Source organism: Bacillus sp. WC2507 (assembly GCF_052656125.1).
The window spans coordinates 154,293-179,301 of the sequence record NZ_JBQXPN010000001.1; the positions used below are offsets into that span (position 1 = coordinate 154,293).

Here is a 25,009-nt window from a genome sequence, read left to right on the forward strand (position 1 = left end):
CCTCCCTTCGTGATTGGCGTACGGTTCTGGAAATGAACCGTACTACAATCCCATTATTTTTTACGACGACGAACGATGAATTTGTCAGACGCTTTGTTTTTCTTACGAGTCTTGAATCCAAGAGTTGGTTTACCCCATGGAGACATTGGAGACTTACGTCCGATTGGAGAACGTCCTTCACCACCACCGTGTGGGTGATCAACCGGGTTCATTACAGAACCACGAACTGTTGGGCGTTTACCTAACCAGCGAGAGCGACCTGCTTTACCGATTTTGATAAGTTCGTGTTGTTCGTTACCAACTTGACCGATTGAAGCGCGACAAGCAGATAATACAAGACGTACTTCACCAGAAGTTAAACGTACAAGTACGTATTTTCCTTCTTTACCAAGTACTTGAGCAGATGTACCAGCAGAACGAACTAATTGTCCGCCACGACCAGGCTTAAGCTCGATGTTATGAACAACAGTACCTACTGGAATGTTGATTAATGGTAATGCGTTACCGATTTTAATGTCAGCTTCAGGGCCAGACATAACTTCCATACCTACTTCTAAAGTTTTAGGAGCAAGAATGTAACGTTTTTCACCGTCAACGTAGTTAATTAATGCGATATTCGCAGAGCGGTTTGGATCGTATTCGATCGTAGCAACGCGTCCTGGAATTCCATCTTTGTTACGCTTAAAGTCGATGATACGGTATTGACGCTTATGTCCGCCACCTTGATGACGTACAGTAATTTTACCTTGGTTATTACGACCAGCCTTCTTGCTTAAAGGAGCAAGTAATGACTTTTCGGGTCTGTCAGTCGTGATTTCAGCGAAATCATTCGTAGTCATGTTACGACGACCGTTAGTAGTTGGATTATACTTTTTAATTCCCATCTCAATTTCCCTCCTTCTTTAGTAAGAATTAAACGCCTTGGAAGATTTCGATTTCTTTGCTGTCAGCAGTTAGCTTAACGATTGCTTTACGACGACGGCTAGTAAAACCAGCGTGACGACCAACGCGTTTTGCTTTCGGCTTGTAGTTCATGATGTTCACTTTTTCTACTTTAACACCAAAGATCGCTTCAAGAGCATCTTTAACTTCTGTTTTATTAGATTTAACGTCCACATCGAACGTGTATTTTTTTTCAGCCATCATTTCCATAGAACGTTCAGTGATAACTGGGCGCTTAATGATATCACGAGGATCTCTCATTATGCAAGCACCTCCTCTACTTTTTCCACTGCCGCTTTTGTCATGATTAGCTTATCATGATGAAGCACGTCTAAAACGTTTACGCCATCAGCAGTGATTACTGTTACTCCAGGGATATTGCGAGCAGATAACTCTACAGATTCGTTTGCATCAGCAGTTACGATAAGAGCTTTCTTCTCAACAGTTAATCCTTTAAGTACTGCTAGCATGTCTTTTGTTTTTGGTGCATTTAACACTAGGTCTTCAAGAACTACAATGTTGTTCTCAACTACTTTAGTAGCTAATGCAGATTTGATTGCTAAACGACGAACTTTCTTAGGAAGTTTGTACGCATAGCTTCTTGGTGTAGGTCCGAATACCGTACCACCACCACGCCATTGAGGAGAGCGGATAGACCCTTGACGAGCACGTCCAGTTCCTTTTTGACGCCATGGTTTACGACCACCACCACGAACTTCAGAACGAGTTTTTACTTTGTGTGTACCTTGACGTAAAGATGCACGTTGCATCATTACAGCTTCGAAAAGTACAGCTTCATTTGGTTCGATACCGAAAATAGCTTCAGCTAATTCGATTTCACCAACCTGTGAACCAGTTTGGTTATATACAGTAACTTTTGGCATTGGAATTCCTCCTTCCTATTGTGAATTATTTGCTAACCTTCACAGCGCCTTGAACAACTACAAGAGATTTCTTAGCACCTGGAACGTTACCTTTTACTAGTAATAAGTTGCGCTCAGTGTCAACTTGAACGATTTCTAAGTTTTGGATAGTAACTTGGTCTCCACCCATACGTCCAGCAAGTTTTTTACCTTTGAATACACGGTTTGGAGCAACTGGCCCCATTGAACCTGGACGACGGTGATAGCGAGAACCATGAGACATAGGTCCGCGAGATTGTCCGTGGCGTTTGATAACACCTTGGAAACCTTTACCTTTAGAAATTCCTGTTACGTCAACGATTTCACCTGCAGCGAAAACTTCAACTTTTACCTCTTGACCAACCTCTAATCCGTCCACGTCTGCATCGCGGATTTCGCGAATGAAGCGCTTAGGAGTTGTAGATGCTTTAGCAGTGTGGCCTTGTTCAGGTTTGTTAGTTAACTTTTCACGTTTATCTTCGAATCCTAACTGGATTGCATTGTAGCCATCAGTTTCAGTTGTTTTCTTTTGAAGAACAACGTTTGGATTAGCAGCGATTACCGTTACTGGGATTAACTCACCGTTCTCAGCAAATACTTGAGTCATACCGATCTTTCTTCCTAAGATTCCTTTGGTCATGAGTTACACCTCCTACATTTTTAAGTTATATAAATTATAGTTTGATTTCGATATCTACACCAGACGGTAAGTCTAAACGCATTAATGAATCTACTGTTTGTGGAGTAGGACTCACGATATCGATTAAACGTTTGTGTGTGCGCATTTCGAATTGCTCACGAGAATCTTTGTACTTATGAACAGCACGAAGAATTGTGTAAATAGTCTTCTCAGTTGGTAATGGGATCGGACCAGAAACTGTTGCCCCAGAACGCTTAGCTGTTTCTACAATTTTCTCAGCTGATTGATCAAGAATACGGTGATCATAAGCTTTTAAACGGATACGAATTTTTTCTTTTGCCATTATTTTCCCTCCTTCGTTCGCCTATTTCTAAAATAGACCTTCTCCATGGAAATTTCCCCACACCATGCCATGGCAAAGCGGCCGGGTGTGTCAGCAACCTTCCACTTCATCGCAGTCAAAGACCAACATTGTCTATTATACAATGTTATTCGTCTAGATGCAAGCATCTTTTTGTTTGCATCTGCTTTTCTCTACTTTTGCTATTATACATGGCACTTTAAAGAATTTCAAGTTTTCATCTCACAGAATTCATTTTACAGTTTCTGGATTTTAGTTTATTGATTTTGTATTACTATAGAAGAAACTCGTCAAAATATAAAAATATCATTTCATTCATTATATAAATACAAACAAAAAACCCAAGGGAAAATCCCTTGGGTTTTTTTATATCAGTTAAGATTACTCAACGATAGTAGCAACTACACCGTAACCTACTGTACGTCCACCTTCACGAATAGAGAATTTAGTTCCCTCTTCGATAGCGATTGGAGCGATAAGTTCGATAGTCATTTCGATGTTGTCACCAGGCATTACCATTTCAGTACCTTCTGGTAATTGGATGATACCAGTTACGTCAGTTGTACGGAAGTAGAACTGAGGACGGTAGTTAGCGAAGAATGGAGTGTGACGTCCACCTTCTTCTTTAGATAATACGAAAACTTCAGCTTTGAATTTAGCGTGAGCTTTTACAGAGCCAGTTTTAGCAAGAACTTGTCCACGTTGGATATCTTCACGAGCAACCCCACGAAGAAGAGCACCGATGTTGTCTCCAGCTTGAGCTTGGTCAAGAAGCTTACGGAACATTTCTACACCAGTTACAGTTGTAGAAGCATTTTCTTCAGCAAGACCGATGATTTCTACTACGTCACCAACTTTAACGATACCGCGCTCTACACGACCAGTTGCAACTGTACCACGACCTGTGATAGAGAATACATCCTCGATAGGCATTAAGAATGGTTTGTCAGTTTCACGTTCTGGAGTTGGGATGTAAGCATCAACTTCAGTCATTAATTCAATGATTTTTGCTTCCCAATCAGCTTCTCCTTGAAGAGCTTTAAGAGCAGAACCTTTGATTACAGGAATGTCGTCGCCTGGGAATCCGTATTCAGATAATAGGTCGCGAACTTCCATTTCTACTAATTCTAATAGTTCTTCGTCGTCTACCATGTCGCATTTGTTTAAGAATACAACGATGTAAGGAACACCTACTTGACGAGAAAGAAGGATGTGCTCACGTGTTTGAGGCATTGGGCCATCAGCAGCAGATACTACTAAGATACCGCCGTCCATTTGAGCAGCACCAGTGATCATGTTTTTAACATAGTCAGCGTGACCTGGGCAGTCAACGTGTGCATAGTGACGAGTTTCAGTTTCGTACTCAACGTGTGCAGTTGAGATTGTGATTCCGCGCTCTCTTTCTTCTGGAGCAGCGTCGATTTGATCGTATCCGCGTGCTTCAGCACCACCAGCTTTTGCAAGAACTGTAGTGATCGCAGCAGTTAATGTAGTTTTACCATGGTCAACGTGGCCGATTGTACCGATGTTAACATGGGGTTTAGAACGTTCGAATTTAGCTTTAGCCATTCTAAATTCCTCCTTAGTTTATATAGGTTATTTTATATTTAGACTAGAAAGCGAAACTTAAGTCTCACTTTCTAAGCTTACATAAGTAGTTATACTTGAACAATCGATAAAAATCAATTATTCACCTTTATTTTTTTTAATAATTTCTTCAGAAACAGACTTCGGTACTTCTTCATAATGATCAAATGTCATTGAGAATGTTCCGCGTCCTTGAGTGTTAGAGCGTAATGCTGTCGCATAACCGAACATTTCAGAAAGTGGAACCATAGCGCGAACAACTTGAGCGTTACCGCGAGCTTCCATACCTTCTACACGTCCACGACGAGACGTTACGTCGCCCATAATGTCACCCATGTACTCTTCAGGAATTACAACTTCAACTTTCATCATTGGCTCAAGAATTACTGGGCTACATTTAGAAACCGCAGCTTTAAGCGCCATAGATGCAGCGATTTTGAAAGCCATCTCAGATGAATCGACATCATGGTAAGATCCGTCAACTAACGCAGCTTTGATGTCAACTAGTGGATAACCAGCTAGTACACCATTTTTAAGTGAGTCTTCAAGACCCGCTCCAACAGCTGGGATGTATTCACGTGGAACTACACCACCGACGATTTTGTTTTGGAATTCAAAACCTTTACCTTCTTCATTAGGTTCAAACTCAATCCAAACGTGACCGAATTGTCCACGACCACCAGATTGACGAGCGAACTTACCTTCAACTTTCGCAGCAGCGCGGAAAGTCTCACGGTATGCTACCTGAGGAGCACCAACGTTTGCTTCCACTTTGAATTCACGACGCATACGGTCAACGATGATATCAAGGTGAAGTTCACCCATACCAGCGATGATTGTTTGGCCAGTTTCTTGGTCAGTGTGAGCACGGAATGTTGGATCTTCTTCAGAAAGCTTAGATAATGCTGTACCCATTTTATCTTGGTCAGCTTTAGATTTTGGTTCGATAGCTACAGAGATAACTGGCTCTGGGAATTCCATAGACTCAAGGATAACAAGGCTCTTCTCGTCACAAAGAGTATCACCAGTAGTAGTATCTTTTAAACCTACAGCAGCAGCGATGTCACCAGCGTAAACTGTTGAAATCTCTTCACGGCTGTTAGCGTGCATTTGTAGGATACGACCTACACGCTCACGCTTACCTTTAGTTGAGTTTTTCACGTATGATCCAGAGTTTAACACACCAGAATACACACGGAAGAACGTTAACTTACCAACATAAGGGTCAGTCATGATTTTGAATGCTAAAGCTGCGAATGGTTCTTCATCGCTAGACTTACGTTCGATTTCTTCATCTGTATCCGGAAGAGTACCTTTAATAGCAGGTACGTCTAATGGAGATGGTAGGTAGTCGATAACTGCGTCTAACAGAATTTGAACACCTTTATTTTTGAATGCAGAACCACAGATTACTGGGAAGAATTCTACAGAAGTTGTAGCCTTACGGATACCAGCTTTAAGCTCTTCTACAGTGATTTCTTCACCTTCTAGGTACTTCATCATCATTTCTTCATCAAGCTCAGCTACCGCTTCAATAAGTTTTCCACGGTATTCTGCAGCTAATTCTTTGTGCTCTTCAGGAATTTCAACACGCTCGATGTCTGTTCCTAAATCGTTACCGTACATGTAAGCACATTCTTCAACAAGGTCAATGATACCATTGAACTCATCTTCAGCACCGATTGGTAACTGAATTGGGTGTGCGTTTGCTTGTAAACGATCGTGGATTGTTCCTACAGAGTATAAGAAATCTGCACCAATCTTATCCATTTTGTTAACGAATACGATACGAGGTACACCGTAAGTAGTAGCCTGACGCCAAACAGTTTCTGTTTGTGGTTCTACACCAGATTGTGCATCAAGTACTGCTACCGCACCATCAAGTACGCGTAAAGAACGTTCTACTTCTACTGTGAAGTCTACGTGTCCTGGAGTGTCAATGATGTTTACACGGTGACCTTTCCATTGAGCTGTAGTTGCAGCAGAAGTAATTGTGATACCACGCTCTTGCTCTTGCTCCATCCAGTCCATCTGAGATGCACCTTCATGAGTTTCACCGATTTTATGAATACGTCCTGTGTAATACAGAATACGCTCAGTTGCTGTTGTTTTACCAGCATCGATGTGAGCCATGATACCAATATTACGAGTGTTTTCTAAAGAGAACTCTCTTGTCATTTGGTGTCTTGCTCCTTCCATATATGGATTGGATTTTTTTATTTTAAGTAGCAAAAAAGCCACTTTATATTGTTACACATGTCAGTATGTCCAGTACCCTCATTATGTAAAACGAGCGCCCAACGAAAGGGAGAGGCATTCTCCCTCTCCACACTTCCATAAGCGACAAATAAAGCGGTTTATGCTTACATTTATTTTACGTTGAATCCTACCAACGGTAATGAGCAAATGCTTTGTTAGCTTCTGCCATTTTATGAGTGTCTTCACGTTTCTTAACAGATGCACCAGCGTTGTTAGCTGCATCTAAGATTTCGTAAGCTAGACGCTCTTCCATAGTTTTTTCACCACGAAGACGAGCATAGTTTACTAACCAGCGAAGACCTAAAGTTGTACGGCGTTCTGGACGAACCTCAACTGGAACTTGGTAGTTAGCACCACCAACACGACGAGCGCGTACTTCAAGAACAGGCATGATGTTCTTAAGAGCTTGCTCGAATACTTCCATTGGTTCTTTATCTGAACGTTCACGAACGATATCGAAAGCGTTATAAAGAATTGTTTGAGATTTACCTTTTTTACCGTCAACCATCATTTTGTTGATAAGGCGTGTTACTAGCTTAGAATTGTACATTGGATCTGGTAACACGTCACGTTTTGCAACAGGTCCTTTACGAGGCATATTGAGTTCCTCCTTTCATTTCAAAGTTATTATTTTTTAGCAGGTTTTGGTCGCTTAGTACCATATTTAGAACGTCCTTGCATACGTTTGTCAACACCAGCTGTGTCAAGCGCACCACGAACGATGTGGTAACGTACCCCCGGTAAATCCTTTACACGACCACCGCGAATTAATACTACGCTATGCTCTTGTAGGTTATGACCGATACCTGGGATGTAAGCTGTAACCTCGATACCGTTTGTTAAACGTACACGAGCGTATTTACGTAACGCTGAGTTAGGTTTCTTTGGAGTCATTGTACCAACACGAGTACATACACCACGTTTTTGAGGTGCAGAGATATCAGTTGATTTTTTCTTTAAAGAGTTGAACCCTTTGTTTAACGCAGGTGATTTAGATTTCCATACTTTATCAGTACGACCATTTCTCACTAATTGGTTAATAGTAGGCATTTGATTATCCTCCCTTCGCATGTTTGTATGACCACATATCCAGGTGGTTCATTATTAGTTGAAAACAAAGTTTTTGCAAGGGAGAGCAAATGCTCTCTCCTCACAAAAACAGTTTTAACTTATTATTCCTATTGCTGAAGCTCCCACTTGAATCCCCGAAACTTTTCCAAGTTTACGAACTGATTCAACTTTTGTTATGGGTATGTTATGTTGCAATGCAGTACGAATGATAACATGGGTTAACCGCATATCAGCATCTTCCGCAATAACAACTTCTTTAACTATACCATTTTTGATTGCCTCCAATGTGCGTTTATGACCAACGACTACATTTTCAGCATTTGACACTTTTTGATAAGACATATAAATATCCTCCAAAGCATCGTTCAGGAGCAACCTTGCTTATAGTAACATTTTGACTCATACAATGTCAACTAGGATTAACTGTTTTTATACAAAATTTATGACGGAAAATTTTACTGTTCCACATAAACTTCATCGTTTTCTACATTCATGTCACCTTGTGTTGTTTTTACAAGATCCACTTTGCGATAACGATTCATACCTGTTCCAGCAGGAACAAGTTTACCAATAATAACATTTTCTTTCAATCCTAGAAGTTCATCGCGTTTACCCTTAATTGCTGCATCAGTTAAGACACGAGTTGTTTCTTGGAACGACGCTGCAGATAAGAATGAATCAGTTTCAAGTGAAGCTTTTGTAATACCAAGTAGAACAGGTCTAGCCGTTGCTGGTTGTTTACCTTGCAGTAACACCTTCGCATTCGCATCAGTAAACTGATGGATATCTAGTAATGTTCCTGGTAATACATCTGTTTCACCCGCATCACTTACACGAACTTTACGTAACATTTGACGTACCATTACTTCTACGTGTTTGTCACCAATTTCTACCCCTTGCATACGGTATACTTTTTGAACTTCACGTAATAAGTATTCTTGAACCGCCGTAATGTCCGTTACTTTTAGTAATTCTTTCGGATCAATAGAACCCTCTGTTAACTCTTTACCGTGGCTAATTGGCTGTCCTGGAGTTACTTTCAGACGTGCACCGTAAGGAATAGCATACGTACGAGCTTCAACTTCACCCTGTACAACTACTTCTTGGCGATCTTTAACATCGTTGATCGCTGCGATAACACCATCGATTTCACTGATAACTGCCTGACCTTTCGGGTTACGAGCTTCGAAGATCTCTTGGATACGAGGTAAACCTTGAGTGATATCATCTCCGGCAACCCCACCTGTATGGAACGTACGCATCGTTAACTGTGTACCTGGCTCACCGATAGATTGAGCTGCGATAATACCTACCGCTTCTCCTACTTCTACGTCTGTACCAGTAGCTAAGTTACGACCGTAACATTTCTTACATACACCGTGGCGAGTGTTACACGTGAACGCTGAACGAATGTTTACAGTTTCAACACCCGAATTTTCAACAATATGAGCGATATCTTCAGTAATTAATTGATTTTCAGCAACTAATACTTCACCTGTTTCAGGATGTTTTACAGTTTTTCTTGCAAAACGTCCAACAAGACGATCATATAATGACTCAATAACTTCATTACCCTCTTTAATCGCACCAATTAATAAACCACGATCTGTTCCACAATCATCTTCACGAACAATTACATCTTGTGCAACGTCAACAAGACGACGTGTTAAGTAACCAGAATCGGCAGTTTTAAGTGCTGTATCGGCAAGACCTTTACGTGCACCATGCGTAGAGATGAAGTACTCAAGTACTGTTAAACCTTCACGGAAACTTGATTTGATTGGAAGTTCGATGATACGACCAGATGGATTGGCCATCAGACCACGCATACCAGCAAGCTGAGTAAAGTTCGATGCGTTACCACGGGCACCGGAATCACTCATCATGAAGATTGGGTTGCGTTTATTCAAGGATTTCATCAGTTTTCCTTGGATAACATCTTTTGCATTACTCCAAATAGAGATAACGCGATCGTAACGCTCTTCTTCCGTGATTAAACCGCGACGGAATTGTTTAATTACATTATCTACTTTTGCTTGTGCTTCGTGGAGAATTTCATCTTTTTCACCTAATACAAGAATGTCAGATACCCCAACTGTAATACCAGCTTTTGTAGAGTATTTGAATCCTAAGTTTTTCATACGGTCAAGCATGCGAGACGTTTCTGTAATTTTGAAACGTTTAAACACTTCCGCAATGATGTTACCAAGGATTTTCTTGCTGAATGGCGCCACTTCTTCGCGACTAGCAATAATTTCTTTAATGTTTGCACCTTTTTCAACGAAATATTCCGCTGGTGTTTCTTTTTCAAGGTTTGAGTTTGTTGGTTCATTAATATAAGGGAACGACTCTGGTAAGATTTCGTTAAATATTAATTTACCAACTGTTGTTAATAGAAGCTTACCCTTTTGCTCTTCAGTAAACGTTACATTATTTACTGAACTTGCAGCAACTGCCACACGTGTGTGCAGATGTACATATCCATTTTGGTATGCAAGTATTGCTTCGTTTGCATCTTTGAAGACCATACCTTCACCGATTGCACCCTCACGCTCAAGTGTTAAGTAGTAGTTACCTAATACCATATCCTGAGATGGAGTAACAACTGGTTTTCCGTCTTTTGGATTCAAGATGTTTTGTGCCGCTAACATAAGAATACGAGCTTCTGCTTGTGCCTCTGATGATAACGGAACGTGAACCGCCATTTGGTCACCGTCAAAGTCCGCGTTGTATGCAGTACATACAAGTGGGTGAAGACGGATTGCGCGACCTTCTACTAATGTAGGTTCAAACGCCTGGATACCAAGACGGTGAAGTGTTGGTGCGCGGTTTAGAAGTACTGGATGTTCTTTAATCACAGATTCTAAAACGTCCCAAACTTCAGGTTGTACACGCTCGATTTTACGTTTCGCACTCTTAATGTTGTGTGCTAATCCTTTTTCAACTAACTCTTTCATTACGAAAGGTTTGAACAGTTCAAGCGCCATTTCTTTCGGTAATCCACATTGATACATCTTTAAGTTCGGTCCTACAACGATTACAGAACGGCCAGAGTAGTCAACACGTTTACCTAATAAGTTTTGACGGAAACGTCCTTGTTTACCTTTAAGCATGTGAGATAGTGATTTTAATGGACGGTTACCTGGTCCAGTTACTGGACGGCCACGACGACCATTATCGATTAATGCGTCTACAGCTTCTTGTAACATACGTTTTTCGTTTTGAACGATGATGCTTGGTGCACCTAAGTCCAATAGACGTTTTAAACGGTTGTTACGGTTAATTACACGACGGTATAAGTCGTTTAAGTCAGAAGTAGCAAAACGTCCACCATCTAACTGTACCATTGGGCGTAGTTCTGGTGGGATTACTGGTAGAACATCTAAGATCATCCAAGATGGCTCATTTCCAGAGTTACGGAATGCTTCTAATACTTCTAGACGTTTAATAGCACGAGTACGGCGTTGTCCTTGTGCTGTTTTTAATTCTTCTTTTAAGAAGTCTACTTCTTTATCTAAATCGATGTCTTGTAATAGCTTTTTAATAGCTTCTGCACCCATAGCAGCTTGGAATGTGCTACCATATCGATCACGATATGCACGGTATTCTTTTTCAGAAAGTAATTGCTTCTTATCAAGTGGTGTATCTCCACTTTCTGTTACAACATAAGAAGCGAAATAAATTACTTCTTCAAGCGCGCGAGGGGACATGTCTAAGACAAGTCCCATGCGGCTCGGGATACCTTTGAAATACCAAATATGAGATACAGGAGCAGCTAATTCGATATGACCCATACGCTCACGACGTACTTTTGCACGCGTTACTTCAACGCCACATCGATCACAAACTACACCTTTATAACGTACACGTTTGTATTTTCCGCAATGACATTCCCAGTCCTTTTGTGGTCCGAAAATACGCTCACAGAACAAGCCGTCTTTTTCAGGCTTTAACGTACGATAGTTAATTGTTTCTGGTTTCTTAACTTCACCGTATGACCAAGAACGAATCTTGTCAGGTGAAGCAAGTCCAATCTTCATATATTCAAAGTTATTTACATCTATCAAGGGGCCTACCTCCCTTTTAGTCTACAGGTTATCCCAATTATTCCTTAGTTGTCTCAACTTCGACATTCAATTTATCTGCTGATTGATGATCATCGTCATCTTCCGTATCACGCATTTCAATTTCTGTATCGTCGCTAGACATCATTTTAACGTCCATACCTAAACTTTGCAGCTCTTTAATCAATACTTTGAATGATTCAGGAACGCCTGGTTCTGGAACATTTTCGCCTTTAACAATTGCTTCATACGTCTTAACACGTCCAACAACATCATCAGACTTCACTGTTAAGATTTCTTGAAGAGTATAAGCAGCACCGTAAGCTTCAAGTGCCCAAACCTCCATCTCACCGAAACGCTGTCCACCGAACTGAGCTTTACCTCCAAGAGGCTGCTGCGTTACAAGTGAGTATGGTCCAGTAGAACGAGCATGAAGTTTATCGTCAACCATGTGCGCAAGTTTGATCATATACATGACACCAACAGATACGCGGTTATCGAATGGTTCACCAGTACGTCCGTCATACAGGATTGTTTTCGCGTCATTTGCCATACCAGCTTCTTCAATCGTGCCCCAAACATCTTCCTCACGAGCACCATCGAATACTGGTGTTGCAATGTGAATACCAAGGTATCTTGCTGCCATACCAAGATGAAGCTCTAATACCTGACCGATATTCATACGAGATGGTACCCCTAATGGGTTTAACATGATATCGATTGGCGTACCGTCTGGTAAGTAAGGCATATCTTCTTCTGGTAAAATACGAGAGATAACACCTTTGTTACCGTGACGTCCGGCCATCTTGTCACCTTCAGAGATTTTACGTTTTTGAACGATATATGCACGTACAAGTTGATTCACACCTGGTGGCAATTCATCGCCATCTTCACGGTTGAATACTTTTACGTCTAAGATAATACCGCCACCACCGTGTGGTACACGTAGTGATGTATCGCGTACTTCACGTGCTTTTTCTCCAAAGATAGCATGTAATAGACGTTCTTCAGCTGTTAATTCTGTAACACCTTTAGGCGTTACTTTACCAACAAGTAAATCTCCATCTTTTACTTCCGCACCAACGCGAATGATACCGCGCTCGTCAAGGTTGCGTAATGCATCTTCCCCAACGTTTGGAATGTCACGTGTAATTTCTTCTGGTCCAAGCTTCGTATCACGAGCTTCTGACTCATATTCTTCAATATGAATAGAAGTGTACACATCATCTTTTACAAGGCGCTCACTCATAATGATCGCATCCTCGTAGTTATAACCGTCCCAAGTCATAAAGCCAACAAGCACGTTACGTCCAAGTGCTAGTTCACCTAATTCCATAGAAGGACCATCCGCAAGGATCTCACCTTTTACAACTTCATTTCCAACACTTACGATTGGACGTTGGTTGTAGCAAGTTCCTTGGTTAGAACGAATGAATTTTTGCATTTTGTAGCGATCTAAGTCGCCTTTTACTGTTTGACCGTCAACTTCTACATAGCGACGTACCCAAACTTCACGTGCTTCTACGCGTTCAACAACACCAGGGTGTTTACAGATTACTGCAGCACCTGAGTCTTTTGCTGATACGTACTCCATACCTGTACCTACAATCGGAGATTCCGGATTCATTAACGGAACCGCCTGACGTTGCATGTTCGCTCCCATAAGTGCGCGGTTAGAGTCATCGTTTTCTAAGAACGGAATACAAGCTGTCGCTGCCGACACTACTTGTTTTGGAGATACATCCATGTAGTCGATGCGTTCTTTATTTGTGACAATGTTTTCACCACGGAAACGAGCTACGATATCTTCGCTAAGGAATTCTCCTTCTTCAGATAATTTCATATTCGCTTGGGCTACAACATAATTATCTTCTTCATCTGCCGTTAAGTAATCAACCTGCCCTGTTACAAGACCAGATTCTGGGTCAACACGACGGTATGGTGTTTCAATGAAACCAAACTCATTTACTTTCGCGAACGATGATAATGAGTTAATCAAACCGATGTTTGGTCCCTCTGGTGTTTCAATCGGACACATACGACCATAGTGAGAGTAGTGAACGTCACGCACTTCAAAGCCTGCGCGCTCACGCGTTAAACCACCAGGTCCTAATGCAGATAGTCTTCGTTTGTGAGTTAACTCTGCTAATGGGTTTGTTTGGTCCATGAACTGAGATAACTGAGAACTTCCGAAGAACTCTTTAATAGATGCAATAACAGGACGAATATTAATTAGTGCCTGTGGTGTAATTGCATTTGTATCTTGGATCGACATTCTCTCACGAACAACACGTTCCATACGAGAAAGACCGATACGGAATTGATTTTGTAATAGTTCTCCAACAGAACGCAGACGACGGTTTCCTAAGTGGTCGATATCATCTGTATCCCCTACTTTGTATAGTAGGTTGAAGAAGTAACTGATAGAAGCAAGGATATCACCTGGTGTGATGTGTTTTACATCACGAGTAATATTTGCATTACCAATTACATTAATTACGCGTTCGCCTTCTGACTCAGGAGCATAAATCTTAATAGATTGCAGCTCAACATCGCCTTCTACCACTCCACCCATTGGTTTCGCTGTTTTGAATCCAATGTTTTTCTCTAAGTAAGGTAAAATGCGATCAAGTGTACGACGATCTAAGATTGTTCCTTCCGCCGCTAAAATTTCACCAGTTTCTGGATCCACTAATGTTTCAGCTAAACGTTGATTAAACAATCTGTTTTTAATGTGTAACTTCTTGTTGATCTTATAGCGACCTACATTTGCTAAATCGTAGCGCTTTGGATCGAAGAAACGAGACACAAGTAAGCTCTTTGCATTTTCTACTGTTGGTGGTTCACCAGGACGTAGACGCTCATAAATTTCAAGCAATGCTTTTTCTGTGCTATCTGTGTTGTCTTTTTCTAATGTGTTGCTTAAGTATTCGTTATCACCTAAAAGCTCGGTGATTTCTTGATCAGAGCCAAACCCTAATGCGCGTAACAAAACAGTTACAGGAAGTTTACGCGTACGGTCAATACGCACATATACAACATCCTTAGCATCTGTCTCATACTCTAACCAAGCTCCGCGGTTTGGAATTACAGTAGCAGTAAAACCACGTTTTCCGTTTTTATCCACTTTGCCACTATAGTATACGCTTGGAGAGCGAACTAACTGGGAAACGATAACACGTTCTGCACCGTTAATTACGAATGTTCCAGTCTCTGTCATGAGTGGGAAATCTCCCATGAACACATCTTGTTCTTTTACTTCACCAGTTTCCTTGTTGATTAGACGCACTTTTACACGAAGTGGTGCTGCATACGTCACATCACGCTCTTTGCATTCGTCTACAGAGTATTTAGGTTCACCTAAGCTGTAGTCGATAAATTCAAGCGATAGATTTCCCGTAAAGTCTTCAATCGGAGAAATGTCTTGGAACATTTCTCGCAAACCCTCATCAAGAAACCACTGATAAGAAGAGGTTTGAATTTCGATAAGATTTGGTAACTCTAATACTTCACTAATACGGGCATAACTTCTTCGTTGGCGGTGGCGTCCGTATTGAACTAGTTGACCTGTCAACTGCTTCACCCCTCAAATCATGAGTATTATAAATGCACAAAAAAATTTGTGCAAAATCACAAATAAATACAACTACTGCTATTAGCGTAGTTTTTTTCTCTTAAAGATAAATACGTTGAGTCTTTCTACCTGCTCAAAAAAGAAAAATGGCTTCTATAAGAAAACCATCATTCTGTTTCATAATCTGCTGATTTTACTATCTTTTCCAAGAGAAACAAAAATATACATCTTTCTCAACGCAGAAAATCATATATTGGCATTGTATAATGTTAACATAGCCAAAAATAACCGTCAACGTTTTTTTGATTTTATGATATAATATCCTTTTTTCTTTTCTACAACTTCGACTTCAGAAAATACTTCCTCTAGTTTCTTCAGCGCAGATGGTGCACCTTGCTTCTTTTGAATAACAATCCACAACTCTCCACCCGGAACTAAATACTCTACAGCCTTTTCTAAAATCTCATGCACGATATCTTTACCAGCACGAATTGGAGGATTAGATAGAATAGCAGCATACATACCATCTACATTTTCATAGACGCTACTTTGAAAAATGTGTACATTTCCAATTCTATTGTTAGCGGCATTTTCTTTCGCAAGCTCAAGCGCCCTTTCATTCACATCCACCATGTGAACTTTACGGTCTTGAAACTCTTTCGCCAACGATAAACCAATTGGTCCATATCCACAACCTACGTCTAATATATCACCTTTAATATCTGGCACTTGAAACGCTTCAATTAAAAGACGAGAACCAAAGTCCACTTCGTTTTTCGAGAACACCCCACGGTCAGATAAGAAAGTAAATTGAGATCCACGAAGTGTAAATTCCCATCGCTTACGATCACTTTTACTAGAAGGGTCGTTAGAAAAATAATGGTCTGCCATATGGCCACCTCTTTTCTTTACAGTTAAAAAAAAAGCTCGCATGAGAGCGAGCTTTTTTAAAGCATCAAAAGTTAATTACTTAACTTCTACAGCAGCGCCAACTTCTTCAAGTTTAGCTTTCATTTCTTCAGCTTCCTCTTTAGAAACGCCTTCTTTGATTGCTTTTGGAGTGTTGTCAACTAATTCTTTAGCTTCTTTTAAGCCAAGACCAGTGATTTCACGTACAGCTTTGATAACTTTGATTTTTTGAGCGCCAGCACTTGCAAGTACTACGTCAAATTCAGTTTTCTCAGCAGCAGCTTCACCAGCGCCACCAGCTACAGCTACAGGAGCAGCAGCAGTTACGCCGAATTCTTCCTCGATAGCTTTTACTAAGTCGTTAAGTTCTAATACAGTCATAGATTTAACTGCTTCAATGATTTGTTCTTTAGTCATTGTAAATATCCTCCCTTAAATAGGTTTGTATTGTTTTATAGATAACAAGTAATTATCTTTTAAAAAATTAAGCGCCTTGCTCTTCCTTTTGATCTGCAACTGCTTTAGTAGCAAGTGCAAGGTTACGGATTGGAGCTTGAAGAACGCTAAGAAGCATAGAAAGTAAGCCTTCACGTGATGGAAGAGTAGCGATAGCTTTAACCTCATCAAGTGTCACAAGTTTACCTTCGATTACACCAGCTTTAATTTCTAAAGCTTCATGTTTTGTAGCGAAGTCGTTTAATACTTTCGCAGGAGCAACTACATCCTCGTTACTGAACGCGATTGCGTTTGGTCCTGTTAAGAATTCGTTTAACTCAGCCATTTCAGCAGACTCTGCAGCACGACGAGTTAAAGAGTTTTTGTAAACTTTGAACTCAACGCCAGCTTCACGTAAGTTTTTACGTAATTCTGTTACTTCAGAAACTGTTAAACCACGGTAGTCAACAACGATTGTAGATTTACTTTCACGAAGTTTGTCCGCGATTTCAGTTACAACTTGTTGTTTAGTTTCGATTACTTTGCTCATGTTATTACACCTCCTGTAGATTATATAGAAGATGTACCGAAAGTGCACTAAAAACCTCCATGCCCAACTTGTAGACATGGAGGCATATAGTCACAGAAAAAAATTCCGTTTCGTATATTAACACCTAGGTAGGAAATTAAGTCTATTGACACCTACTGTCTACGGTACACTAATTAAATTCACAACATAAATGATTATATAAAAACTTCTTTATGAAGTCAACTTCCAAAATTTACGCTAATGTAGAAACGTCTACACGTACGCCAGGTCCCATTGTAGAAGCAACTGTTACGTTCTTCATGTAAGTACCTTTTGCAGCAGCAGGCTTAACTTTTTGTAAAGTGTCAGCAATTGTTCTGAAGTTTTCTACTAATTTAGCATCTTCGAAAGATACTTTACCGATTGGAACGTGGATGTTACCAGCTTTATCAACGCGGTATTCAACTTTACCAGCTTTGATTTCGTTAACAGCTTTAGTTACATCGAAAGTAACTGTTCCAGTTTTAGGGTTTGGCATTAAACCTTTAGGTCCTAATACGCGACCAAGTTTACCAACTTCACCCATCATGTCAGGAGTTGCTACTACTACATCGAAATCGAACCAACCTTGTTGGATTTTACCGATGTAATCAGCATCGCCTACGAAGTCAGCTCCAGCAGCTTCAGCTTCTTTAGCTTTTTCACCTTTAGCGAATACTAATACACGTTGTACTTTACCAGTACCGTGTGGAAGAACAACTGCACCACGGATTTGTTGGTCAGCTTTCTTAGGGTCAACACCTAAACGGAATGCAGCTTCTACAGTTGCATCAAATTTAGCTGTGTTTGTTTTCTTTACTAATTCTACTGCTTCTGTTGCAGAGTAAGCAGCTGCACGATCAACAAGCTTTGCAGCTTCTACGTACTTTTTACCTCTTTTAGCCATTTTTATTTCCTCCTCGAATGTGGTTTTAGCGGAATAACCTCCCACGTTTACGCTTATTTTCAGGTATAACCTGAGGATGCGCGCCATCCATTTATTTAAAAACGATAATCATTTACGATAATAAAGGTTGCGAATTGGAATTCCAGACCCGCAACCTTTTTTTAAAAACAAATCGAATTAGTCTTCGATAACGATGCCCATACTGCGTGCAGTACCTTCAACCATACGCATTGCAGCTTCTACGCTAGCAGCGTTTAGGTCAGGCATTTTAGTTTCAGCGATTTCGCGTACTTTATCACGCTTAACAGTTGCCACTTTATTACGGTTTGGTTCACCAGAACCAGACTCAATACCAGCTACTTTCTTAAGAAGAACAGCAGCAGGAGGAGTTTTAGTAATGAAAGTGAATGAACGGTCCTCAAATACCGTAATTTCAACAGGGATGATAAGACCAGCTTGATCAGCTGTACGAGCGTTAAACTCTTTACAGAAGCCCATGATGTTAACACCTGCTTGTCCTAATGCTGGACCAACTGGTGGAGCTGGGTTAGCTTTACCTGCAGGAATTTGAAGCTTTACCATTTTAATTACCTTTTTAGCCACGAGACACACCTCCTTAAGTCCGTGATGTGGTCAATTGGACAGTGATTTGCCCTCCCACGTCATATTTTATCTGTAAGGATAAAATCTTTCAAAAAACGTCTCCGATAACGAAGACGTACTGACTTAAAAGATATTATCACTTTTTACAATTCATTTCAAGTTTCATTTTATAATTTTTCAATTTGATGGAAGTCAAGTTCAACTGGAGTCTCGCGACCAAACATGTCCACAAGCACACTAACCTTTTTCTTCTCCACATCAATTTCTTCGATAGCACCTGTATAATCTGCGAATGGTCCCTCGTTTACACGTACTGTTTCATGAAGTTCAAAGTCGAAATCAACCACTTCGTTGTCCATTCCCATATGTTTCATAATGGTAACAACTTCCTCTTCTAATAGAGGTGATGGTTTAGATCCAGAACCAGAAGAACCAACGAACCCAGTTACACCTGGTGTGTTACGTACAACATACCAAGAGTCATCAGTCATGATTAATTCTACTAATACATAACCTGGGAATACTTTTCTTTTCATTAATTTTTCTTTACCGTTTTTCATTTCTACTTCTACTTCTTCCGGGACAACAACACGGAAAATTTTATCTTGCATACCCATTGATTCTACACGTTTCTCTAGGTTTGCTTTTACTTTATTTTCATATCCAGAATAAGTATGGACAACATACCAACTTTTTTCCATTCATTTAGGACGAGCGTCCTTCCCTCCCTGACGTACATTTTTTTGCGCAAATGAAAAAACCCGTTCACCGGGCTTTTACACAGTTCTTATAAATAACATTATATCATGGATAAGTGCTTCTTATTCAAGAATTAACCAAGAATTAACCGAATTAAAGAAGAAATGCCCATATCAACCACTGCGAAGAAAATCGCAAAGAAGACAACTGTAGCGATAACAGTCGCTGTTGAACGGAGTAATTCATCTTTTTTAGGCCAACTTACTTTTTTCATTTCGCGACCTACATCGCCGAAAAAGTTCGTTAAACGCATCTACGGGACCTCCAGTGTATTATTTCAATTATTTATTTTGTTTCCTTGTGAACTGTATGCTGATTGCATGTTTTACAAAATTTCTTTATTTCAAGTCGCTCTACTGAGCTCGTATCTTTCATCGTAGAGTAGTTTCGATTTTTACACTCTTCACATGAGAGTACAACTTTTTTCCTCATTAGTTACACCAACCTTGTAACATTATGTCCCTAAAAATGTATCATACAACAAAAGACAATGTCAATGACATGCCTTTTGTACTCTCTACAAAAAGAAAACAGGTGATTTTTACACCTGTAGCATTTGTTATGAATTTAAAGTGGTACTCTCTCTCATTTCCATATATCGTTCCAATTTCCTCTTCACTCTCTGTAAAGCGTTATCAATAGATTTCACATGTCTATTTAACTGTTCCGAAATCTCTTGATAAGAACGACCATCTAGATATAAAGATAGCACTTTTCTTTCTAAATCGCTTAATAATTCAGATATTTTAGACTCTATGTCTGTATATTCTTCCTGACTTATAATCATTTCTTCAGGGTCCGTTACCTTCGCTTCCGAAATAACATCTAATAATGTCCGATCAGATTCCTCATCATAAATCGGCTTATCTAAAGACACATATGAATTTAATGGAATATGTTTTTGCCTTGTTGCTGTTTTAATAGCGGTAATAATTTGCCGAGTGATACACAGTTCAGCAAATGCTTTGAATGAAGATAGCTTGTCCTCTTTATAATCACGAATCGCTTTAAACAATCCAATCATACCTTCTTGAACAATATCTTCTCGATCGGCACCCACTAAGAAATAAGATCTTGATTTCGCGCGAACAAAGTTCTTATATTTGTGAATCAAATATTCTAGAGCGTCAGTATTACCTTTTCGAACTAACTCAACGATTGCCTCATCCTCTAAATCACGAAATGTAACGTCGCCTACACTTACGAAGCCTGCTTCCACCTTGATCCCTCCGACCGCTATTTATTTAGCAATATTATACAGTAAAAAGATAAAGAGCGTCAATGCTTCAACGCTCTCCTCTTCTTAATTTTTCTAATTTTTCTGTAATATCTTTACTAAATATCTTTCGCATGGCGGGTTGCTTTTCTTTTGTGTCTTGTGTACGCCTTCTTACTTGTTGCTCCATCGCTTGTACTTCCAACTCTAATTCACGTGCAGATTTCCGAAGAGCACCTTGCGCAAATATAACCCATTGTTCCGTATAATCAGAAGTCGCAACATATATTTGCGTATTTATATTTCTAAGCTCAATCGCTAGTTGCTCTATCTTTTCATCTGCAGTTTGATTCTTCCTCGTGAATATGACTTCCACACGCGATTGTTTCATCTTTTTTTCAATACCTTGGACCGTATAAGCATCAAAGACTATCATTACCTTTGTACCTGTGTAACCTTGGTAATCCGCCATCTTATCAATCAGTGCATCTCTTGATGATTGCAAATCTACATCCCGTAGTTTCTTCAAATCTCCCCAAGCTCCGATAATGTTGTAACCGTCAACGATTAAAATATCGTTCATTTTTTATTTACCAATTTCGTGACGCTTACGATATACCTCATACATTAACAAACTTGCGGCTACTGAAGCATTTAAGGATGTAACTTTACCGACCATCGGTAAAGTAATTAGGAAATCACATTTTTCACCAATAATACGACTCATACCTTTTCCTTCACTTCCAATTACTAATCCAATTGGCATTTTACCATCTAAATTACGGTAATCCGTTTTCCCTTTTGCATCTGTACCAGCAATCCAAAGTCCACGTTCTTTTAATTCATCGATTGTACGAGATAAATTCGTTACACGTGCAACAGGAATATATTCAATTGCTCCAGTCGATGCTTTCGCAACTGATGCTGTAAGTCCCACAGCTCTTCTCTTCGGAATAATAATTCCATGAGCCCCTGTTGCATCCGCAGTACGCATAATAGAACCTAGGTTATGCGGGTCTTCAATTTCATCTAAAATTAAGAAGAACGGATCTTCGTTACGCTTCTCTGCTACTTTAAATAGATCTTCTAGCTCAGCATATTGATATGCAGCCACTTGAGCAATTACACCTTGATGGTTTCCCTCAACTAATTGATCTAACTTCTTTTTTGGTGCATGTTGTAAAATAACCTTATTTTCTTTCGCTAGTGCTAGTACAATTTGTACTTGTCCTTTGGCAGCACCTTCTGCGATCCAAATTTTATTAATATCTCTTCCTGATCGTAACGCTTCAATTACAGGGTTACGTCCGATAATATATTCACTACTCATGATGATGTGCCCCCTTCCTTTTCTTCTAAAACAGCAATTGCCTTATACACAATTTCGTCTAATCTTTCACGATTATTTAATAAGTGATGATAGCCAATTAATGCTTCAAAGGCTGTACTATATCGATATGTTTGTACATCAGTATTTTTCGGAACAGTACCTGAATTTGCATTACGCCCTCTTCTTAGTACCGCTTCTTCTTCCTCTGTTAAAAACGCTGTCTCTAATAAATGATAAACAACTTTCGCCTGTGCTTTTGCCGAAACAAAGCTTGTCCCTAATCGATGTAATTGATTGGGACGAACTTTCCCTTTTTGAAGTAGGTGATAGCGGATATATTGTTCATATACCGCATCACCCATATATGCTAACGCTAAGCTGTTTAATTGCTTTGCATCAATCATTCTTATCCTCTTTTCCATCTTGTACCTTGAGCGGTATCTTCTAAAATAATATTACGGTCTTTTAAATCATCGCGAATTTGATCTGATAATGCAAAATCACGATTTTTACGAGCTTCAATGCGCTTTTGAATAAGTGCCTCAATTTCTTCATCAAGCAACTCTTCTTGCGCTAATTCTAACCCTAAAATATCAAATAATGTTTCAAGTTGCTTTACGTATGCTTCAATTACAACTGTAGACGTATGTTCTTCCAGTAAATATTGATTTGCATGATTTGCTACATTATATAACTCAGTGATTGCATTAGCAGTGTTGAAGTCATCATTCATCGCTTCTTCAAATGCAGTCTGGAATTTTTCCAGTTCCGCTAACCATTTCTCATTATGGTCTGTTAAATCAGTACTACTTTCCATACGGTGTTTTAAGTTACCGTAAGCCGTTTTAATTCTTTCCAGTCCGTTATTTGTACTTTGCAATAACTCTTCACTGAAATTAATTGGGTGACGGTAATGTACCGATAGCATAAAGAATCTAATTAGCTGTGGATCATATTGCTTAATGATATCGTGAACTAAAATGAAGTTCCCCAGTGACTTAGACATCTTCTCATTATTAATATTAATATATCCATTGTGCATCCAATAACGTGCAAATGTTTTTCCTGTTAACGCCTCAGACTGCGCAATTTCATTCTCATGATGAGGAAATGCTAAGTCTTGACCACCAGCATGAATATCGATTGTATCTCCTAAGTATTTACGCGCCATGGCCGAGCATTCAATATGCCAACCTGGACGACCTTTCCCCCAAGGGCTTTCCCAGAAGATTTCTCCTTCTTTGGCAGCTTTCCATAAAGCAAAATCAAGAGGGTCTTGTTTCTTTTCTCCTACTTCAATACGCGCACCGTGACGTAAGTCTGCGATTGGTTGATGCGATAATTTACCGTACCCTTCGAATTCCTTCGTTCTAAAGTACACATCACCTTCTGATTCATATGCATATCCTTTATTCACAAGTTCTTGAATAAATTCAATAATGATATCCATATTTTCCGTTACACGCGGATGAACCGTTGCATGTTTGCAACCTAGTGCCGTTACATCTTCAAAGTACGCTTCAACGAAACGGTCAGCAATTGTCGGCACATCTTCACCTAATTCATTTGCTGCTTTAATTAATTTATCATCTACGTCAGTAAAGTTAGATACATACTGCACATCATACCCTTTATATTCTAAATAACGGCGTACCGTATCAAATACCATAGGTGGTCTTGCATTCCCAATGTGAATATAGTTATAAACTGTAGGTCCGCACACATACATCTTTACCTTATTTTCTTCTAATGGAGTAAACTCTTCCTTTTGACGCGTTAACGTATTATAAATGTGAATAGTCATTTTTATCCTTCCTTTCTACCTTTACTTCAAGTTGTTTTTTCAATTTATCAAGTTCTACTTCCATGACCTTTAACTTATCAAAAATCGGGTCTGGAAGGTCAGAATGATTTAATTCTTGACCGATCTTTACTCCATTTTGAATAACGACTCGGCCAGGTATACCTACAACTGTAGAATGTGCAGGGACTTCCTTTAATACGACAGACCCTGCTCCAATTTTAGAATTCTCTCCAACTGTAATAGAACCTAGTACTTTAGCACCTGTTGCAATTAATACATTATCCTGAATTGTAGGGTGCCTCTTCCCCTTTTCTTTACCCGTACCACCTAATGTAACACCTTGATAGATCGTTACATTATCACCAATTTCGCACGTTTCTCCAATTACAACCCCCATTCCATGGTCTATGAAAAAACGACGACCAATTGTTGCTCCTGGATGAATCTCAATACCAGTAAAGAAACGACTAACTTGTGAGATCCAACGTGCAATAAAGAAGAAATTCTTTTTATAAAAAGCATGTGCAATTCGATGGGCCCAAACTGCATGTAATCCAGAGTAAGTCAAAATGACTTCGAAATAACTTCTTGCCGCTGGATCCTGTTCAAAAACGACTTCAATATCTTCCCGAAGCCTCTTAAACATCGACGTTCCCTCCCCTTTATGGGCTGCTTTTTCGAGTGAACTAACTCCCTTAACTCCCTACTTATCCCCCTAAATCTTTATGCACGGGGATAAAACTTATACTCATACCCATTTTACGGTATAAAAAAAGACGCCTCTGTCATATTGACAGAGACGCCTTATAAGCGCGGTTCCACTCTGTTTAGGCTAAAGAAAGCCTCAAACTCATCTATGATAACGGTGTACACCGCTTCTGCTTACTTTACGCCCTAAGACGTTTCACAAAACAATTCGCTGTTCAGCAGAAGACTCGAAGGGGCATTTCAAAAATCCGCTTATAAACCACTTCCAGCCTAAAGGTGGTTCTCTCTGTAAAAAGCCTGATTTTCTACTTCTCCTTCTCGTCGCTTTTCCTTATTAGGTTTTAAGTATACTTATTATATTTCTAAACCT

Annotated in this window: 26 protein-coding genes and 2 other annotated features; all 26 genes read right to left on the reverse strand. The window is 39.8% G+C overall.

Annotation, left to right across the window (positions count from 1 at the left end):
- Nucleotides 1-53: 53 nt before the first annotated feature.
- Nucleotides 54-884 carry a 50S ribosomal protein L2 gene (gene rplB / locus ACUN28_RS00940; RefSeq protein ID WP_000511584.1) on the reverse strand — a complete coding sequence of 277 codons (831 nt, stop codon included), beginning with the start codon at nt 882-884 and terminating at the stop codon, nt 54-56.
- Nucleotides 885-912: 28 nt separating this feature from the next.
- A complete protein-coding gene (rplW, locus tag ACUN28_RS00945) occupies nt 913-1,203 on the reverse strand; it encodes a 50S ribosomal protein L23 (protein WP_001205558.1) in 291 nt (96 codons plus the stop codon).
- Entirely contained in the window at nt 1,203-1,826 is a 624-nt protein-coding gene (rplD, locus tag ACUN28_RS00950) for a 50S ribosomal protein L4 (protein WP_001127258.1), read from the reverse strand. Before rplD ends, rplW begins: the two co-directional genes overlap by 1 nt.
- 25 nt (nt 1,827-1,851) lie before the next feature.
- Nucleotides 1,852-2,484, reverse strand: coding sequence for a 50S ribosomal protein L3 (gene rplC / locus ACUN28_RS00955; protein WP_000160209.1), 633 nt, complete (start codon nt 2,482-2,484; stop codon nt 1,852-1,854).
- Nucleotides 2,485-2,518: 34 nt separating this feature from the next.
- On the reverse strand, nt 2,519-2,827 hold the full coding sequence (gene rpsJ / locus ACUN28_RS00960; RefSeq protein ID WP_001040595.1) for a 30S ribosomal protein S10: 309 nt from the start codon (nt 2,825-2,827) through the stop codon (nt 2,519-2,521).
- A gap of 399 nt (nt 2,828-3,226) precedes the next feature.
- Entirely contained in the window at nt 3,227-4,414 is a 1,188-nt protein-coding gene (gene tuf / locus ACUN28_RS00965; RefSeq protein ID WP_001029617.1) for an elongation factor Tu, read from the reverse strand.
- 117 nt (nt 4,415-4,531) lie between these two features.
- Nucleotides 4,532-6,610, reverse strand: coding sequence for an elongation factor G (fusA, locus tag ACUN28_RS00970; protein WP_000196381.1), 2,079 nt, complete (start codon nt 6,608-6,610; stop codon nt 4,532-4,534).
- A 208-nt stretch (nt 6,611-6,818) separates the two neighbouring features.
- Nucleotides 6,819-7,289, reverse strand: coding sequence for a 30S ribosomal protein S7 (gene rpsG, locus ACUN28_RS00975; RefSeq protein WP_001137492.1), 471 nt, complete (start codon nt 7,287-7,289; stop codon nt 6,819-6,821).
- A gap of 29 nt (nt 7,290-7,318) precedes the next feature.
- The gene (rpsL, locus tag ACUN28_RS00980; RefSeq protein WP_001142341.1) at nt 7,319-7,741 is read right to left on the reverse strand and encodes a 30S ribosomal protein S12; all 423 of its coding nucleotides are present in this window, start codon (nt 7,739-7,741) and stop codon (nt 7,319-7,321) included.
- A 114-nt stretch (nt 7,742-7,855) separates the two neighbouring features.
- Nucleotides 7,856-8,104, reverse strand: a complete 249-nt coding sequence (locus tag ACUN28_RS00985; protein WP_016089671.1) for a 50S ribosomal protein L7ae-like protein — start codon at nt 8,102-8,104, stop codon at nt 7,856-7,858.
- Nucleotides 8,105-8,217: 113 nt separating this feature from the next.
- Nucleotides 8,218-11,829 carry a DNA-directed RNA polymerase subunit beta' gene (gene rpoC / locus ACUN28_RS00990; protein WP_016089672.1) on the reverse strand — a complete coding sequence of 1,204 codons (3,612 nt, stop codon included), beginning with the start codon at nt 11,827-11,829 and terminating at the stop codon, nt 8,218-8,220.
- A gap of 37 nt (nt 11,830-11,866) precedes the next feature.
- A complete protein-coding gene (gene rpoB / locus ACUN28_RS00995) occupies nt 11,867-15,400 on the reverse strand; it encodes a DNA-directed RNA polymerase subunit beta (protein ID WP_016089673.1) in 3,534 nt (1,177 codons plus the stop codon).
- 291 nt (nt 15,401-15,691) lie between these two features.
- Entirely contained in the window at nt 15,692-16,291 is a 600-nt protein-coding gene (locus tag ACUN28_RS01000) for a class I SAM-dependent methyltransferase (protein WP_000763283.1), read from the reverse strand.
- Between the two features lie 75 nt (nt 16,292-16,366).
- Nucleotides 16,367-16,726, reverse strand: coding sequence for a 50S ribosomal protein L7/L12 (gene rplL, locus ACUN28_RS01005; protein ID WP_000159737.1), 360 nt, complete (start codon nt 16,724-16,726; stop codon nt 16,367-16,369).
- Between the two features lie 67 nt (nt 16,727-16,793).
- On the reverse strand, nt 16,794-17,294 hold the full coding sequence (rplJ, locus tag ACUN28_RS01010; protein ID WP_000048719.1) for a 50S ribosomal protein L10: 501 nt from the start codon (nt 17,292-17,294) through the stop codon (nt 16,794-16,796).
- 39 nt (nt 17,295-17,333) lie between these two features.
- Nucleotides 17,334-17,477 (reverse strand) — a sequence feature (ribosomal protein L10 leader region).
- 49 nt (nt 17,478-17,526) lie between these two features.
- A complete protein-coding gene (rplA, locus tag ACUN28_RS01015; RefSeq protein WP_002020168.1) occupies nt 17,527-18,219 on the reverse strand; it encodes a 50S ribosomal protein L1 in 693 nt (230 codons plus the stop codon).
- 177 nt (nt 18,220-18,396) lie between these two features.
- A complete protein-coding gene (rplK, locus tag ACUN28_RS01020; protein WP_001085872.1) occupies nt 18,397-18,822 on the reverse strand; it encodes a 50S ribosomal protein L11 in 426 nt (141 codons plus the stop codon).
- A gap of 167 nt (nt 18,823-18,989) precedes the next feature.
- Nucleotides 18,990-19,523, reverse strand: a complete 534-nt coding sequence (gene nusG / locus ACUN28_RS01025) for a transcription termination/antitermination protein NusG (protein ID WP_000415794.1) — start codon at nt 19,521-19,523, stop codon at nt 18,990-18,992.
- Between the two features lie 131 nt (nt 19,524-19,654).
- Nucleotides 19,655-19,834, reverse strand: a complete 180-nt coding sequence (gene secE / locus ACUN28_RS01030; RefSeq protein ID WP_001241321.1) for a preprotein translocase subunit SecE — start codon at nt 19,832-19,834, stop codon at nt 19,655-19,657.
- A gap of 32 nt (nt 19,835-19,866) precedes the next feature.
- Nucleotides 19,867-20,013, reverse strand: coding sequence for a 50S ribosomal protein L33 (gene rpmG / locus ACUN28_RS01035; protein WP_002070160.1), 147 nt, complete (start codon nt 20,011-20,013; stop codon nt 19,867-19,869).
- A 127-nt stretch (nt 20,014-20,140) separates the two neighbouring features.
- Nucleotides 20,141-20,800 carry an RNA polymerase sporulation sigma factor SigH gene (locus ACUN28_RS01040; protein WP_000387198.1) on the reverse strand — a complete coding sequence of 220 codons (660 nt, stop codon included), beginning with the start codon at nt 20,798-20,800 and terminating at the stop codon, nt 20,141-20,143.
- Between the two features lie 67 nt (nt 20,801-20,867).
- The gene (locus tag ACUN28_RS01045) at nt 20,868-21,380 is read right to left on the reverse strand and encodes an NYN domain-containing protein (protein ID WP_000997888.1); all 513 of its coding nucleotides are present in this window, start codon (nt 21,378-21,380) and stop codon (nt 20,868-20,870) included.
- A gap of 3 nt (nt 21,381-21,383) precedes the next feature.
- On the reverse strand, nt 21,384-22,127 hold the full coding sequence (gene rlmB, locus ACUN28_RS01050; protein ID WP_000093762.1) for a 23S rRNA (guanosine(2251)-2'-O)-methyltransferase RlmB: 744 nt from the start codon (nt 22,125-22,127) through the stop codon (nt 21,384-21,386).
- Nucleotides 22,124-22,531, reverse strand: coding sequence for a Mini-ribonuclease 3 (locus ACUN28_RS01055; protein WP_000564263.1), 408 nt, complete (start codon nt 22,529-22,531; stop codon nt 22,124-22,126). Before ACUN28_RS01055 ends, rlmB begins: the two co-directional genes overlap by 4 nt.
- A 2-nt stretch (nt 22,532-22,533) precedes the next feature.
- On the reverse strand, nt 22,534-23,931 hold the full coding sequence (gene cysS, locus ACUN28_RS01060) for a cysteine--tRNA ligase (protein WP_016089674.1): 1,398 nt from the start codon (nt 23,929-23,931) through the stop codon (nt 22,534-22,536).
- Nucleotides 23,912-24,577 (reverse strand): serine O-acetyltransferase, encoded by a 666-nt coding sequence (gene cysE / locus ACUN28_RS01065; protein ID WP_000476500.1) that lies wholly within the window; start codon nt 24,575-24,577, stop codon nt 23,912-23,914. Before cysE ends, cysS begins: the two co-directional genes overlap by 20 nt.
- Nucleotides 24,578-24,723: 146 nt before the next feature.
- Nucleotides 24,724-24,970 (reverse strand) — a binding site (T-box leader).
- Nucleotides 24,971-25,009: the final 39 nt, after the last annotated feature.